The organism is Aureimonas fodinaquatilis (assembly GCF_008369445.1).
In the GTDB taxonomy this organism is placed as follows: domain Bacteria; phylum Pseudomonadota; class Alphaproteobacteria; order Rhizobiales; family Rhizobiaceae; genus Aureimonas; species Aureimonas fodinaquatilis.
Map to the genome: position 1 here is coordinate 1,248,273 of NZ_VTWH01000002.1, position 15,859 is coordinate 1,264,131.

The 15,859-nt window shown below is 54.8% G+C and carries 13 protein-coding genes; 6 read left to right on the forward strand and 7 right to left on the reverse strand.

Annotated features, from left to right (window positions below; translation table 11 throughout):
- Nucleotides 1-109 precede the first annotated feature (109 nt).
- The 3 genes from FPY71_RS12185 to FPY71_RS12195 all read right to left on the reverse strand — a co-directional run bounded on the left by FPY71_RS12185 (nt 110) and on the right by FPY71_RS12195 (nt 3,560).
- Nucleotides 110-1,228: a mandelate racemase/muconate lactonizing enzyme family protein gene (locus FPY71_RS12185; RefSeq protein WP_149300493.1), complete on the reverse strand. Its 1,119-nt coding sequence runs from the start codon at nt 1,226-1,228 to the stop codon at nt 110-112.
- Nucleotides 1,229-1,340: 112 nt separating this feature from the next.
- Nucleotides 1,341-2,624, reverse strand: a complete 1,284-nt coding sequence (locus FPY71_RS12190) for an ABC transporter substrate-binding protein (protein WP_149300494.1) — start codon at nt 2,622-2,624, stop codon at nt 1,341-1,343.
- Between the two features lie 99 nt (nt 2,625-2,723).
- Entirely contained in the window at nt 2,724-3,560 is an 837-nt protein-coding gene (locus FPY71_RS12195; protein WP_149300495.1) for an SIS domain-containing protein, read from the reverse strand.
- A gap of 380 nt (nt 3,561-3,940) precedes the next feature.
- On the opposite strand from FPY71_RS12195, the gene FPY71_RS12200 reads away from it, so the two are divergent.
- The gene (locus FPY71_RS12200; protein ID WP_149300496.1) at nt 3,941-4,948 is read left to right on the forward strand and encodes a L,D-transpeptidase family protein; all 1,008 of its coding nucleotides are present in this window, start codon (nt 3,941-3,943) and stop codon (nt 4,946-4,948) included.
- Nucleotides 4,949-4,985: 37 nt separating this feature from the next.
- Here FPY71_RS12200 and FPY71_RS12205 read toward each other — a convergent pair whose 3' ends face one another.
- A complete protein-coding gene (locus tag FPY71_RS12205; RefSeq protein WP_149300497.1) occupies nt 4,986-5,891 on the reverse strand; it encodes a LysR substrate-binding domain-containing protein in 906 nt (301 codons plus the stop codon).
- 97 nt (nt 5,892-5,988) lie between these two features.
- Between FPY71_RS12205 and FPY71_RS12210 the strand changes: the two genes are divergently transcribed.
- From FPY71_RS12210 to FPY71_RS12225, 4 genes are read left to right on the forward strand one after another with little or no spacing between them, the layout of a single operon-like run.
- Nucleotides 5,989-7,017 (forward strand): amidohydrolase family protein, encoded by a 1,029-nt coding sequence (locus FPY71_RS12210; RefSeq protein WP_188052321.1) that lies wholly within the window; start codon nt 5,989-5,991, stop codon nt 7,015-7,017.
- A gap of 12 nt (nt 7,018-7,029) precedes the next feature.
- Nucleotides 7,030-7,533, forward strand: a complete 504-nt coding sequence (locus FPY71_RS12215) for a TRAP transporter small permease (RefSeq protein ID WP_149300499.1) — start codon at nt 7,030-7,032, stop codon at nt 7,531-7,533.
- Nucleotides 7,530-8,807 (forward strand): TRAP transporter large permease, encoded by a 1,278-nt coding sequence (locus tag FPY71_RS12220; RefSeq protein ID WP_149300500.1) that lies wholly within the window; start codon nt 7,530-7,532, stop codon nt 8,805-8,807. The genes FPY71_RS12215 and FPY71_RS12220 overlap by 4 nt, the downstream gene beginning before the upstream one ends.
- A 43-nt stretch (nt 8,808-8,850) precedes the next feature.
- Nucleotides 8,851-9,822 (forward strand): TRAP transporter substrate-binding protein, encoded by a 972-nt coding sequence (locus tag FPY71_RS12225; RefSeq protein WP_149300501.1) that lies wholly within the window; start codon nt 8,851-8,853, stop codon nt 9,820-9,822.
- A gap of 51 nt (nt 9,823-9,873) precedes the next feature.
- Here the strand turns inward: FPY71_RS12225 and FPY71_RS12230 are convergent, their stop codons facing one another.
- The 3 genes from FPY71_RS12230 to FPY71_RS12240 form a co-directional block, all read right to left on the reverse strand.
- Nucleotides 9,874-11,109, reverse strand: coding sequence for an HlyD family secretion protein (locus FPY71_RS12230; protein ID WP_149300502.1), 1,236 nt, complete (start codon nt 11,107-11,109; stop codon nt 9,874-9,876).
- Nucleotides 11,106-11,558: a hypothetical protein gene (locus FPY71_RS12235; protein ID WP_149300503.1), complete on the reverse strand. Its 453-nt coding sequence runs from the start codon at nt 11,556-11,558 to the stop codon at nt 11,106-11,108. The genes FPY71_RS12230 and FPY71_RS12235 overlap by 4 nt, the downstream gene beginning before the upstream one ends.
- 62 nt (nt 11,559-11,620) lie before the next feature.
- On the reverse strand, nt 11,621-12,712 hold the full coding sequence (locus FPY71_RS12240) for an AI-2E family transporter (RefSeq protein WP_149300504.1): 1,092 nt from the start codon (nt 12,710-12,712) through the stop codon (nt 11,621-11,623).
- 259 nt (nt 12,713-12,971) lie between these two features.
- On the opposite strand from FPY71_RS12240, the gene FPY71_RS12245 reads away from it, so the two are divergent.
- Nucleotides 12,972-14,186, forward strand: a complete 1,215-nt coding sequence (locus tag FPY71_RS12245; protein ID WP_149300505.1) for an acyl-CoA dehydrogenase — start codon at nt 12,972-12,974, stop codon at nt 14,184-14,186.
- Nucleotides 14,187-15,859: the final 1,673 nt, after the last annotated feature.

A 15,859-nucleotide genomic window follows, 5' to 3' on the forward strand; every position in this document is an offset into this window, starting at 1 on the left:
GAAAACTGAGCCAGCCAACATAAAGCGCTGGCACCATTATGAAGGCGATCAGCAGCAGGTGAACGGGCGAGATAAGAAGGAATTGTCCTAGCCGGCCGAGCATTTATGGCTACCCTTTTGACCTGAGCCTGTCGACGACATCGAAATCAAGCTCGATACCCAGGCCGGGGCCTTGAGGAACATTCACCTTACCGGTTTTGAGATCAATCGACCCAACCGGCTCCGTTGCAAGTTCGTCACGCAGTGCGCTTGGAAATATCATGCTCTCGAAGATGACAAAGTTGGGCATTGCGGCCGAAAGCTGAAGATTTGCGGCTGCAGATACAGCCCCGCCGCCACCTATATGCGGCGCATAGCCAACGTTGAAAGCGTAGGCGGTGTTTGCGATTTTACGCGTTTCGGTAATGCCGCCTGCTCTGGTGCAATCGGGCTGAATCATCCCGACGGAACGTGACGCAATCAGTTCCCGTGCGCCAAATGATGTGTGCTCGCTTTCGCCTGCCACAATCATCATCGGGGAAGCAGTTCTGAGACGCTTGTATCCATCAATATCTTCGGGGATCAGCGGCTCTTCAAACCAGTAAAAATCCAGCTCGTGCAGAGCGTTTGCTACTTTGATTGCCTCATCGAGGCTGTAGGCGAAGTTGGCATCGGCACAAAGCTTTATGTCCGGACGCACCATGTCTCGAACCTTTCGGCACCATGCAATAGCATCGTCAGCCGGCGCACCAAGCTTGACCTTGATCATTTTGAACCCTTGGCGGGTCGCTGCTTCGACCTGTTCAGCGGCCTTATCTTCCGCGTTCCATGAAATGGACGATGCATAAGCATCCACTTCCGTACGGCCACATGTGCCCAACAGGCGATGGATTGGCTGGTTCAGCGCCTTGCCCATAATGTCCCAAAGGGCGATATCAATTGCCGATATGGCTTCCATCAGCATTCCACCGGATTTGCCACTGTGGCTGCGGAAAGCACGTTGCCACAGGCTTTCGACTTCAAATGGATCCTTGCCGATATATTGAGGTGCCAGCAGCTTTTCGACCAGCATGGCATATGATTGCGGGCAATAACGCGCCAAGCCTTCGCCATAGCCTTTAATCCCTTCGTCCGTCACCACCTCCACAAGAACGATGGATATTGACGGATAATCTCCCCACCAGGTCCGGTGCTCTCCCGGAGCAATAGGCATTGACAAGGGAATGGCGTTTACCTGGATGATCTTCATGGAGTGGACATACCTATGCTGGAAAGCGCCGGAATTCGACGCGCGTGTAGCCGATGGCCGCGCACAGCCTCCGACGCTTGAACTGTTGATGAGTTGACGGTTTAAAAACGCGCTACTTCGGAAGCAGGCGCTGAAGCTGCGCGGCAAGATCCTGCAACGCAGGCTCCGGCTCGACAAATCCCAGGACGACACTTTCGTAAGTTTCGCGAATTAGGTCCGATGCGCGCGGCGCTCCGTCGAACGCAGGCATTGGAACACGCGCTGCAGCAAGAGCCCGTGCTTCTTCGTCCGAATATTCCAACTTCGCGCTGTACTCAGCATCATCATATATTGAGCTGCGAGCAGGTCCGTTGCCGTTCAAAGCCCCGATCCTCGTATTCTCAACTGAGGACATTGCACGGATCAAATCCCACGAACGTTCCTTGTTGGCAGCATTTCGGGGAATGACATAACTCCAGATTTCAGTACCAACCGGGGCCACATCAAACTCCGAACGCAATTCTTGCGAAATTGGCACGGTGGTGGTTTTGATTCTACCGGGAAAACTTGATCTCTCGGGGTCGTTGAATTGCGCGTTGCGGCTCATATTCGTTATAATCATCGCTGCGCGGCCGCCCTGAATCCAAGTGCTGGCTTCTTCCTGTAGAAGCGAGGGGAACTCCCGAGGAAATGCGCCAGCATCGAACAATCCCCGAAGCTCCGTCAGTGCCTTGACCATCGGCGCATCTGCTGCCCGCACCTGAAAGTCTGTACCGATGAAATCGCCGTTCCAGGCGCGGGCCATATTGACGATATTGGAATAGTTGTTCGGGACAACAAATCCTACAACCGGTGTCCCGTCCTGCCGTGTGTATGTGAGCTTCCGGGCATATTCCAGCAGCTCTTCCATGGTCTCTGGTGGGCCCGAAAGCCCTCTCTCTTCGAACAGTTCCTCATTGTAATGCAGGCCAGCGGTCGCGTGGCGCATCGGGATGCCCCAAAGCTCACCGCCCGAAGACATTGCATCAACCATTCCCGGGAAAAAATCTTCGAAATTCTCGATAGGCGCCCGCTCCATGTGGGCATTCAACGGCTCGAACAGGTTAAGCGCTGTCGGGTTGGCCCATGTGTGGAGCATGTACGACATATCAATATCAGTGGACGCAAGCCCGGCCTCACGGAACAATCGCTCCTGCAGTGGGCCTGTATCAAATGTTCGCCACTCGAGCCGGGAGGAAGTTTCCTCTTCCCAATCTTTTGTCGTGGATCCGGCAGGTCCATTTGCAACGCCCTGATGCACCCGATGCGCCAGAATATTAATGATATTCTGCTGGCTACGCGCAGAAACCGGAAGCGCCCCAGCCAGCGCTATCCCCGCCGTTCCTGTGAGAAAATTGCGCCTGGAAATGTGCATCATTACCCTCCCCGGTAATTTCTGAACCACGGGTTGTAGTAATACGTATACAAATGGCTACAGTCAATGCGAATGAAACGGATTTATGTAGTTTTATGAAAATCACCGGGCGACGCGTTTATCTTTCAAAGCCAGCTTCATGTTCTGAATACGGTCACTGATGCCAGGTCCGCGCCTGACGGCGACGGCCGTTGCCAGAACATCAACAACAGCAAGGTGTGCAAGGCGTGTCGTCATTGGTGAGTAGTCGAACGTATTCTCAATTGTGTCGACGTTGATTGAGATTTGAGACATCTGAGCCAGAGCGGAGTCGCTGCGCGTAACACTGACAACGGTGGCACCCGCGTCTCTAGCACGTGTAGCGCAACTAACAATATCGACCGTTTGCCCGGTGAACGAAAAGCAAACGGCGACATCTCCGGAAGAGAGGGAGGCAGCAGACATGATCTGAAGATGGGAATCGTGATGAAAAACAGCCGGAACGTCAAAAAACATAAATTTTTGCTGCGCATCGTAAGCAATGACGCTGGATGGGCCGGTGCCAAAAAAATCTATCCTGCGCGCGTGAGACAATGCGCCGATTGCCCTTTCAATCGACGCAGTATCCAGAGTGTCAGATAATGTTACGATCGCCGATATGCTTGAATCGAGGACCTTTTTGCATATATCCGAAATCGTATCGAGAAGGCTGACTTCCTGGTGGACATAGGGTGTACCGGAAGCCAGATACTCAGTCAGTCTCAGCTTGAAATCCGGAAATCCGGTGCATCCCAGCTTTCTGCAAAATCGTATTACAGTCGGTTCACTAACTCCTACTTTCTGAGAAAGTGCGGCCAGTGAAAGTTGCGTTACAAGACGGGGTTCGGTCATCGTAAATTCTGCGAGCCGCAACTCGGCCGGTCCGAACTGAGATTTTTTTCGTTCGAGTTCTTTCAGCATCAGACCCTCAGTGTAGCTAAACTACAGGGCGTTATGAGGCATTGCGTCCGCGCACGCAACTCATCTGCCTGGTTCTATATCGATGAGGGTTCAAAAGATGTTCTGTTCCAGCTGCTATCAAGACATCTGTCAATCTCAAGTGAAGCAGCTCGTACCGTGGACGAGGATCGGCCCCATTCCGAGTTGTCGTAAGAAGACAACTGCGCCTCCATGGTCAAGTTGACGAACTGTGCATCTGTTAAAAACAGGTCGCATAATATTGCCGCACTCGCAGACCACACTGGCAAAGTCGCCAGACGCGGCCGTTCGTTGGCTTTGCTGCCCCGCAAGGTAGCGATGGTTGTCTTCGTTGGTGGGGAAACGGTCGCGGTAATTGGCATATGTTGCACTCAATCAGACTTCTCGCTATCGGCGTTTTGGCCATCTGGCTGAGCGGATGCGTGTCCAGCGTGCTGTCTGTAGACACCAAGGCGACACAACCAATACCGGCCGCGCTTCTAGCCGAGATGTCGCAAAAATCGATGTCGCCATCGTCTCCGATCCTCATCCGCATTTTCAAGCAGGAAAGCGAGCTGGAAATCTGGAAGCAGGATCGATCGGGCAGATATGCGCTGCTGAAAACCTATCCAATGTGCCGCTGGTCAGGCAAGCTTGGGCCGAAGACCCGTGAGGGAGACCGTCAAGCTCCTGAGGGTTTTTATCATGTTACGGCAAATATGCTGAACCCGACTTCGCAGTTTCACCTGTCATTTGATCTGGGTTATCCAAACCGGCTTGAATCTGCCCTTGGCTATACAGGTGACGCCTTGATGGTTCATGGTGCATGCACCTCTTCAGGCTGCTACGCGCTGACCGATGATGGCGTTTCAGAAATCTACGCTGTGGCGCGTGAGGCGCTTAAAGGCAGACAGCAAGCTTTTCAGGTCCAGGCTTTTCCATTCCGGATGACGCCACAGAACATGGCAAAGCATCGGACAGATCCAAACTTCAGCTTCTGGACTGACCTCAAACGCGGTTATGACAGTTTCGAAGTGGCACGCCGGCAACCCAAAATATCCTATTGCGGCCAGCGATACATTATCGATACGGATTTCGCTGGCGGTGAGCCGACCAACCCTCTGGCAGCCTGCCCGCCTGCGGTCAGCCAACCGAACCCGGCCATTGCCAGCCGCACGCAAAGCGATATGCAGAAGATTGACAATCTGGCTTCAAGCGGAGCTGCGCTGACGGCACACTTCTATGTTGATGGTGGCATGCATCCGGTGTTTCGCGATATTTTGCGCAAAAGCGGTGAAGATGCTTTGGCCAGGCGCACCTCTTCCCTGTCTGCCGTGCCAGTCAGCAGACCCAGTGCCGGATTGGCCGACCCCCACACTCCGGGAAACTGATTGCGATGTCCGGGCCAGCAGGGTCAATACCGTTGGGCTACCTGCGGGACACGGTTTCCTGCGCTTCCGCAACAATCCAGTCACGGAACAGCGCGATTTTGCGAACCTCACGGTAGACCGGCGGGTAAACCAGCGCATGGCCACTGATGATGACATCGCCGAAACCCGGTTCAAACAGGCGAACCAGTTCACCCCGTTTCAGGTAGGGTTCGGCAAAGATCGTGCTTTCCAGCGCCACTCCCAGACCTTGGGCCGCCGCCTGCAAGGCCAGATATCCGCGGTCGAAATACAGGCCCCGGTTCAGTGTTCGGCGGAATGATTTCCCGCGGAACCACTCTCCCCAACCGATCGGCGCCCGCTCCGAAAAGATCAACGGAACATCACTGAGCGCGTCCACCGCGTCGAGATTGCAGATGCGTTGCTTGATGTCCGGGGTGCAAAGCGGTGTCAGGGAATCCGCCATTAGGGGAAACACGTCCAGTCCCGTCCAGTCAGCGCTGCCGTAGCGAATCTCACAATCTGTACTGGTTTTGAAAAAATCCACCGGTTCAGGGCTGGCGTGAATGCGCAGGTCAATGGTTGGATATGCGTCCATGAACCCTTTGATGCGTGGCAGAAGCCAGGACGGGGCAAAGCTTGGCGGACAGTGCACTGTCAAAACATCGCTGGCCATGCCGCCAACAATGCGTTCGCTCGCTTGTTCAATGCGGTTGAATGCACTTGCCACCGTTTGAAGATATTCCCGGCCAACATCTGTCAGGATCATCCGTCGGTTGGCGCGATAAAACAATTGAACGTTCAAGTGCTCCTCCAGCCGGCGCAGCCGATGACTGATTGCCGATGGAGTCAGCGAAAGCTCTTCTGCAGCATCCGAAACGGAGCCCAGCCGGGCAATGGCCTCAAAAGCGTGAATTGCGCGAAGGGGTGGCAAGTGGCGTGACATGTGAATCCATTTCAGCAGTTTGTGGAAAAATAATCATTTGTTGGCATCGAATTCAATGATTATCCTTCTGGAAACTCTGGGGACGGAACAATTACAAATGGCAGTTACATCCAGCGCACGCGTGCAACACGCACAGCGGGTAGAATTTTTACGGCAGAATGCAGACCGGCTGGTCATCGACGGGGATGTGCACCCGACAGATCGTAAAACATTGCCAGCGGCTGTGCGCCAGCGAATAGAGAGCGATGCAAATTACTATCATGGCCGCCCGCTGCTGACTGAAAACCTGTTTGCCCGCATGGAGCAGGCTGGCATCGACATGGCACTTTGCTGGCAAAACCCCGCGGTGCTGCAATATGGTGACGACCAGAAGCAGAATGCCGAACTGCTGACCGCTGCCAATCAGCAGATTGCCGCTTTGGCCCGTGAACATCCCGAACGCGTTATTCCCGCAGGCTGGACGGACCCGAAAGCGCTGGGCGTTGATGCTGCGATTGCCCTTGCACGCCGCTGCGTTGAGGAATTCGGCATGCCAGTGGTGAAAATGAACCCTGCGCAAAATCAATACCCGATTGACTCCGATGAGGTTGCACAAGTCGTGGATGTCATTGTCGGCTTAGGTGCGGTTCCCGCCTTTCACTTCGGTTCAGATACTCCGTTTACCCCTGCCGAGGGGCTGGCGAGGATCGCAAAACGCAACCCGGACAGCCCGGTTATTGGCGTTCACATGGGTGGCGGCGGCGGCAATTTTGTTGATGCCGAACCGACCTATCAGGCCGCACGCCAGATAGGTCTCGAGAATCCCAATATATTCTTTGTCCTGAGTGCCAAGCGCGACGTGCACATAGAAAGCGCACTGATCACCTATGCCAATGCAGGCCGGCCATTCTCGCGCAATCTTGGCGCGGGCAGCGATGCACCATATGCCGATATGGTGTTCAGCTATGGCGCGTTCCGCGCGCTTTTTGCTGCCCTTGGCGATGGCCAGACCTACGGCGACCCACGCCTCGCGGCAAAGCCTGACCTTTTCGACGAGGAAATGGTATCCGGGTTCATGGGCGGAAATCTGGCACGGCTGATTGCTGACGCGTCGGAACGCATACTTTCCCGCTCAGACAATCAATAGGGTGGAAGTGTGATGATCGCCATCGTCCGGCGCATAAGCGCCTATGCCAATTGGATCACTGAATGGCTGCTCGTGCCGATTGTTCTGTTCTTTGCGGGGCTGCTGATCGTCTCGGTGTTTTCCCGCTATGTCTTTCAGCTGCCAATTGTCAGCGCAACCGAGCTGACGCGGCTTGCATTCGTATGGGCAACATTTCTTGGCATTTCGGCCGGTGTAAAGCGCGGTGTCCATGTGCGCGTGGTGGCGTTTGTTTCGCTTCTGCCAAAGCTGGTTCGCGGCCTCACGGTCTATCTGGTGCACGGCTCATTCCTTGTTTTCGGTATGCTCATGATCTGGCAAGGTTGGAGCCTGACCCTGCGCATGATCCCGACGACCTTTCCAACTTTGGGAATTTCGCAAGCCTGGCTCTATGCGGTCCTGCCGGTAGCGGGCGCGTTGATGTCGCTGCATGCGCTGTCCAGCCTTTTGTCCGGTGAGCCGGTTGATCACACACCGCTGGAAGAGATGACGCCATGATCTCCGTTATTCTCATTGCCTTTTTCACGATGATTGCGCTGTCAATTCCCATGGCAGTGGCAATCGGCCTTGCAATGGTCACCGGGTTGATGGTCGCCAGCCCGTTTCCCATCACCATCATGTTTCAAAAGATGATTGCGGGTGCCGACAATTTCGTTCTGGTGGCAATTCCGCTGTTCATTCTGACGGGCAATCTGATGAACGCTTCCGGCGTCACAGACCGGATTTTCACCTTCGTGCGCAGTTGTATCGGCTTTGTACCGGGCGGTCTTGCTTATACGAATGTGGGTTCAAGCGTGGTCTTTTCCGGCATGAACGGCTCTGCGGTGGCAGATGCAGCCTCACTGGGAAAAATGCAGGTTAAGGCCATGCGCGACAGCGGTTACAAAACCGACTTCGCGGCCGCGCTCACGGCAGCGTCCTCTGTTATTGGTCCCATTACGCCCCCTTCCATCCCGCTTATTCTTTATGGTGCGCTGGCGGAAGTGTCGATTGGCCAGCTTTTCGCTGCGGGCATTCTGCCGGGTCTGCTGTTTGCCCTCATGCTGTGCCTCTGGGTAGCGATCATGGATCGCTGGCACAAATTCCCGCGCGATCCCAAGCCGAACTGGTCGCACATCATCAGGTCGTTCGGGCGGGCTTTTTTCGCTCTGGCAACGCCTTTCATCATTCTCGGTGGTTTGCTCGGCGGCATTTTCACACCAACAGAAGCAGGGGCGGTCGCGGCGGGCTACGCTTTCGTGCTGGCCTTCGGCGTCTATCGCACGGTCAAGTTTTCGCAGTTGCCGGCCATACTTGTTGATACGATGGTCACCACGGCCATCGTCCTGTTCATCATTGCCAATGTTTCGGCGTTTTCATGGGCGCTCGTGGTTACCCAGTCCGCACAGGCATTTGGAACCATGCTTCTGGCCGTCAGCGAGAATCCGCTGGTGTTTCTGCTGCTGGTCAACCTGTTGCTTGTGTTCCTCGGCTCGTTCATCGAAGACGGCGCGGTCCTGATGCTGATGACGCCGATTCTGGTGCCCATTGCACTTTCACTGGGCATTGATCCGGTGCATTTCGGCGTCGTCATGGTGCTCAATCTGATGATCGGCGTGGCAATCCCGCCGGTGGGGATGAGCCTGTTCGTGACAGCCCATGTCGCGGGAATATCCATAGAACGCATGTTCCGCGCCATTCTGCCGTTCATTTTGCCAATGTTTGTGACGCTGGCAATCGTCACCTACTGGCCTGGCATGGTGCTCTACATTCCCTCGCTCCTGTTTCCATAGGCCGCGGGTTCATTAATGCATAAACACTCAGGGAGGAGATGACATGAAAATCCTGAAAACGCTGGTTGCCGGAATTGCTCTTGCTGCTCTTGCAGCAGGTTCAGCCGCGGCTCAGACCGCACTTAAAATCGGCCATGGTCACAGTGAAAACCACAGCTTTCATCAGGCAATGACCAAGTTCAGCGAGGCTCTTGAAAGAGAAGCCCCCGGTGCCTTCGAGGTGACCATCTACCCACAGGCTCAGCTGGGTTCAGAGCGCGAAATGCAGGAGCAGTTGACGACGGGCACGCTGGAAATGACCGTCACCGGCGTTCTGGCAATCTATGAGCCCAAAATCACTCTGCTTGAACTGCCTTATCTGTTCCGGGATCGCGAACATATTCTGAAGGCGCAGCAAAGCGAGCCGACCCAGGAACTGTTTGCAACGCTGCCAGACAAAGGCATTCGGCTGGTCGGCTTTCTGGAAAATGGCTTTCGCCATATCACCAACAACACACGCGCCATCAACTCCCCTGCGGATGTGGTTGGCCTGAAAATCCGCACACCTGAAAATCTGGCGCAGATTGAAACTTTCAAGACATTGGGCGCCAGTCCGACTCCGATGCCATTTTCCGAGCTTTACGCAGCACTGCGGCAAGGTGTTGTCGACGGGCAGGAAAACCCGTTGCAAGGCATCAATGACGGAAAGCTGTTTGAGGTTCAGAAACACCTGACATTGACAGGCCACATCTATAACTCTGCCTATGTCATCGTGTCGGAGAATTTCTTCCAGGGTTTGCAGCCTGAAGAGCAGGAAGCCATCGAAACGGCTTTGAAGGAAGCAACTGACTGGCAGTTTGCTTATATAACAGAGCGCGACGGCGAATTGCTTGAATCTCTGAAGCAGGCAGGCATGGAAGTTACCGAACCTGATCAGGATGCGTTTCGCACCGCGACAGAGCCAGCCTATGATGCGTTCTATCAGCAGTTTGGCGACGATGCCCGCAACTTTGTAGAAGGTATCCGTGGGCTCTGAGCACCAAGAGCCAGTTGCTGATTATCGAAACGCCGCGCTTGTCGCGGCGTTTCAGTGCTCGCCGGAAAACACCAGTGTCTGAATCGGCAGCAAGAGCGCGTGTATTCTGAGTATCAAGGCATGAACAACGCCGACTGTGTCGATAACGTGCAGGAAAAGCCAGGTTCCGGTGCCCAAATCCGGATCAGCGTATCGGTCGTGATTGCTGGTATAGACATTGGCAATGCAACTGCTGCCTGGCGGAACACCCTCAAACCCTCCCTGATACAGCGGCTCCATATACACAGTAATTGTGCCAGGCCTCACCACCTGCTGCGGATCAATCAACCGGTCTGAAGCCTGCACCTGGCCAGCCGCAATCAACTCCTGCACACTGGTCACCACCATCGGGATGATCGTCAGCGGCTTTGAAATGCATGTCACCTCACCCACCATGCTGCGTCTGATGACCTGTGCTTCCAGCTGGCTGAAGCCGGCAACAAGACCAGATCGCCCGGCCTCTTCCGGAACTAGTACGCCCGCAGAGCGCATGAACGGGTTGACGATATCACCTTTGCGCAATGTGAACTGTTCCAGCCGCCCGTCAATTCCGGCACGCACTATGGTCTTGTCCAACTCGACCTGAGCTTGATCCAAAGCAGCTTCGGCACTGGCTTTCTGTGCCGGAAGCAAGGTGGATATCTGAACCTGCACCGTCTGCTTGCTGGCAAGCGCGGCAGCAACAGCCGCCTGACGGCCATTTACAACATTCTGCAGCCTTTCAACTTCGCGTTCAGAAACCGTTCCGGAATTGCGATTCAGAAGCTCCGTCCTCATTGCCAGTTCGTCGGTGGATTGGCGATAGGCGCTTTCGGCCTCCTGAATTCGCGCGTCCGCCCCCGCCAGTTCCGTCTGTGCAAGTTCGATGGCGGCATCCACCTCGGCCACACGTTTTTGCGCGGTCAAAAGGGCAGCTTCCTGACTTGAACTGTCCAGCCTGAAAATCGGATCGCCTGCTTTCAGATCATGCTGCAGGTCAACAAAAACCTCTTCAACACGCCCGGAGCCCTCCGGCAATATCGGTACCGTGCGATAGAATGAGACGGCGCTGGTGGTTGATGGGTGAAAATACAGGATCAGCGTCAGCAGCAGAACGGTCAATCCGAGACAGGCTGTTATTCCGTAGCGCAGCTCGTACCAGATTGAATAGAGCGTGAGTTCGTGGCCAAGGCGCTTTCCCTGCACAAAACGTCGATAGAGAAAGTCGGGCAAAATCGTCACTACAGAGCAGAGCAACAATTCAATCATGACGGATGCCCTTCCGTTTTTTCCACCTCCGCAGGCGAAACGTCGGCCACGATGCCATGTTCAGTGGGCGGACCCTCAACGGCCTGCTCTCCGGGTCTTCGTCGCATCGGCACCATTCTGGACAAAGAGCTGGCCATAGAGGACAGCGGCGTCCAGAAATCCGGAATGGGAATGACTGCGATCAGCAGCGCAAGCACCCAGAACAGGTTGTTGTGAGTGAAAAGTGCAAGCAGAGCCAGCACGCCAACCAATTGAAACTGGGTCTTTCCTGTGCCGTGAGCGATACGCTCAGGAATAGAGTGAAGCCAGAAATAGGTGCTGCCCAGCACCATCAAAAGCACGATTAGGAAGATAATGGACCCGACCAGAAGAACATCGGTCTCCCCAGCCGGAGTGATGAACCCCGGAATATGTTCAGGAGCCGCCGAATGAAGAACCACGCTTGCCATACGATTGTCCCCGCCGCCATGGTGAAACTATAGCGTATTTTCAAAGGCAGTGTATGTAATTCTTAAGTCGAGGATCGCCTTGCCTGTCGGGTGTCAGTTACAATAGCCGTGTGCTCAGTTGCCTGGCGCTCGGCAACGAAAATTCCCCACACCGTCAGAAACAAAGCAGCAATCAACGGACCAACCACAAAGCCGTTAATGCCGAACAGGGTTATGCCACCAACCGTTGAAAGCAGCACGAGATAGTCGGGCATTCGGGTTTCCTTGCCCACAAGAGGCGGGCGCAACAGATTGTCCACGAGGCCAATGACCGCAACACCCACGGCGATCAGGATGACGCCCTTCAGATAATCTCCCGTTAGAAAAAAATTGATCGCGACAGGCATCCAGACAATCGCCGCTCCGACCGCCGGCAGCAGCGAAAGAACCGCCATGATGGTTCCCCAGAGAATAGCGGCATTGACGCCCAGCGCCCACAGCGTCAAACCGCCGATAGTGCCTTGCAGTGCTGCAATGACAAAATTACCGCGCACAGTTGCGCGAACCACAGAGTGAAAGCGCCGGATCAGTTGTTCAGTATGGTCGGCACGAAATGGCGCAGCGCGGCGCAGGACATTCATGATCTTCGGGCCATCACGAAACAGGAAGAACAGAATGTAGATCATGAGACCAACGCCGACCATGAAGCTCAAGGTACCCTGCCCAAAGCTCCAGGCACGTCCGGCCAGAAGCTGGCCAAGCTGACCAAATGCCGATGTGATCTGCGAGGAAAGGCTCTCAGCCCCCAGGCCGTCAAGCCATCCCTGTACCTCAGTTGGCAGCATTTGGTGGATTTGCGATATGGCTGCGCCGGGGTCAAACCCCTCGCGTGAAAGCCTGCGATACAGTGCCTGCCCCTCGCGAACAATCGAGGCTGTCAAAAAAGCCATTGGAACAATGGCAAACAGGATGCAGGCAAACACGCTGGCAATAGCGGCCAGATTGACCCGGCCGCCCATAGTGCGGACAAAATAGCGATGCATAGGCGAAAAGATGACAGCTAGAACGACAGCCCAAAGAACCGCACCGTAATAAGGGCGGATCAGCCATAGAAACGCTAATGTGACAATTGCGAGCAGAAGAATGAAAGCTCTTCGCTGGATGGTCTCACTCATATAATCCACTCACCCGGCGTTCATAACTTCAGATTTTACAACTGCTACTGGAATCCAAATCTTATAGCTACATTATATGTACGCGCAGACTGCGAAGATGGAAGCCCGTGGCGCAGAATATCATCAAGTCTGCAGGATCTCGCACTGTGTTTCCAATTTGGTCAAAATTCACGTTCAAATTCGGGTCCGGATCACACAGCTTGTTGGATGCCCGTATTTTTTCATGTCATATGCAAAATATCTAACGGAGAATTTTTAAATGGCACATGCGCATCCCGCTGGTCAGATACCGACGATGAAGAAGTTTGACTGGTCCGATCCATTCCTGCTTGAAAATCAGTTGAGTGAAGAAGAGCGCCTTATTCGCGATACGGCTCGTGATTTTGCTCAGGAACGGCTTTTTCCCCGCGTGATGGAAGCTTATGAGAACGAGACCACCGATCGGGCGGTGTTTGAGGAAATGGGCGAGCTCGGCCTCCTCGGTGTGACCCTGCCGGAAGATTATGGCTGCGCCGCGGCCTCCTATGTCGCCTACGGACTGGTTGCACGCGAAGTGGAGCGTGTCGATTCCGGTTATCGGTCCATGATGAGCGTCCAGTCTTCGCTGGTCATGTACCCGATTTACACCTATGGCAGCGAAGAGCAGCGTCTTAAATACCTGCCCAAGCTGGCCAGTGGCGAGTGGGTGGGATGTTTTGGCCTGACCGAGCCGGATGCCGGATCAGATCCTGGCGGCATGAAGACCCGAGCCGACAAAATTGATGGCGGTTATCGCCTGACCGGCACCAAGATGTGGATCTCAAATTCACCAATCGCAGATGTGTTCGTTGTCTGGGCCAAATCACCGGCGCACGACAATCAAATCCGCGGGTTTGTGCTGGACAAGGGAACGTCTGGACTCAGCGCTCCCAAAATTCACGGCAAGCTTTCATTGCGCGCGTCAATCACTGGCGAAATCGTCATGGACGGGGTTGAGGTGGGCGAGGACGCCTTGCTCCCACATGTTGCCGGGCTGAAAGGGCCGTTTGGTTGCCTCAATCGCGCGCGATATGGCATTTCCTGGGGCGTTCTGGGCGCGGCGGAAGATTGTTGGCACCGCTCTCGAAGCTATGCCCTTGAGCGCATCCAGTTTGGCAAGCCACTGGCAGGCACTCAGCTGGTGCAAAAGAAGCTGGCCGATATGCAGACAGAGATCACGCTCGGTTTGCAGGCATCGCTGCGTGTAGGTCGCCTGCTTGATGAAAATCTGGCTGCGCCGGAGGCAATCAGCCTTGTGAAACGCAACAATTGCGGCAAGGCATTGGATATCTCGCGTCAGTCACGCGATATACATGGCGGCAATGGTATTATGGGCGAATACCATGTCATGCGGCACATGCAGAATCTGGAAACAGTCAACACCTATGAGGGAACGCACGATGTGCACGCGTTGATCCTCGGCCGTGCGCAGACCGGGTTGCAAGCGTTCTATTGAGAGCCCTTCAGAACGGGGCAATAGCTTCGTCGACCCCCATCTGAAGCCAACACTGTGACACTGACCCGCTAACCCGGAGCCGCACCACCAGCAGCTCCGGGTTTTGTGTGTCTGTTTCAGGAACAAATTGCTAAACTCCACAAGCTCCAGCACTCAGGGCGTATTAAACCAGCTAAAAACCGCTCATGCCTATGGTTCGTAGGTCTCTTCCCCGCTTCCATACATGCACAGCAGGCCTGCTTACGGGCTTGGAAGAAAGAGACGATCATCTCATCCATAATGACCCTTTCGCTGAATATGATGGACGATCGCCAACGCAAATAGCCGGTAATCAAGCCCTTTCGGCGAGGGTGAACACAGCCCCATTCAAACTATCGAGCTCCTGCCCACGGTCCGCTCTATGCATAGTGTGCCTTGCGTTGTTTCTCTCGCTTTTCATGTGCCCGTTCTTCTCAACCGCTTACCCGATTGTGCGGCGGCTGGCAGCGATCAATTCGACCATCAAGAGCCACACAGGAAGTGGGTCTGACTGTGTTGCTTGACAAAAGAATAGGCACAACTCTGAGGGGAACATGCCGGGCGGTTTTAGCGACTGGCGATGGGCCTTCCGTAAGTGGCACTTGCGCTGAGATTGCTCATCCGCTCATAGCCAATCAGGTTATCGCGTCGCGCTGACTGTCATCTGAGCTGGAGAGTGCGTCTGGTTATCGGATTTTGGCGGTCAACTGGGAATGCTTTGGGGCGCTGAGCGTCATCACAAGCACCGAATTACAGCACCAGTTTTGAGGCAACGTGTCTTTGGTTCTTCCAGCCCAAAAGCTTTTCTACATTGGTTGCTTTCGCCCTGACATTGCCCATCCGACCATAGCCGATCGGGTCATTGCGCCGCGCTGGCTGCCATTAAGCTGGAGAGTGCGTCTGGTGGTCGGAATTTGGCGGTCAACTGGGAATGCTTTGGGGCGCTGAGTGTCATCCTATGTCACTGAGTTGCCGCCCAGTTTTGAGAGGACGTGTCCTTGGTTCTTCCAGCCCAAAAAGCTTTTCCGCGTTGTTCGCTCTAGCTTATCGCATGACCGTTCTCTCCACTGCTTACCCGATTGTGGGGGCGACTGGCAGCGATCAGTTCGAGCATTATGAGCCTCGCCACGGGTTGGATGCGATCTGGCGCCCGGCTGTGTGTCTCTTGTGGCTTGGGTTTGTCTGGCGGCAGAGTTGCCGCTGCACAGGCAGACGAGCAGGCGAGACATGGCTCCGCTGCGCCGGAGGTCATTGGGTTGAGTTGTTGGACTGAACGATCGTGATCGTGCTGGCTTTTGCGCCCACTCAGTTCAGGTTAGTGGCCAGAGTGTTTCGGCGGCGAAGATCTCGAACACCTCGTACGTTTGACGGCCTGTGGCATTGTCGCGGCGATGCTTGACGTGGCAACATCGCCGGGCTGCGTGCGGGTTGATTATCGGCGCTTTGGCGGACCAGAGCCATGAACCTGACGGCAACATCGAGGGCCGTTTTTCCGCCGGTAGGTTGTGCGCTGTTTTGCCAGTTAAGGCTCTACGGCTCTGCAGGCAACCATCTAAGGATGGCTGCGCGCATTTGCCGGTGACGTGGTCGCGGCTGACGCTTCAGATGGTTGTGGCGCGGCGCTGCTTGTGGAACTAGGCCGCTGCTTGTTGAGC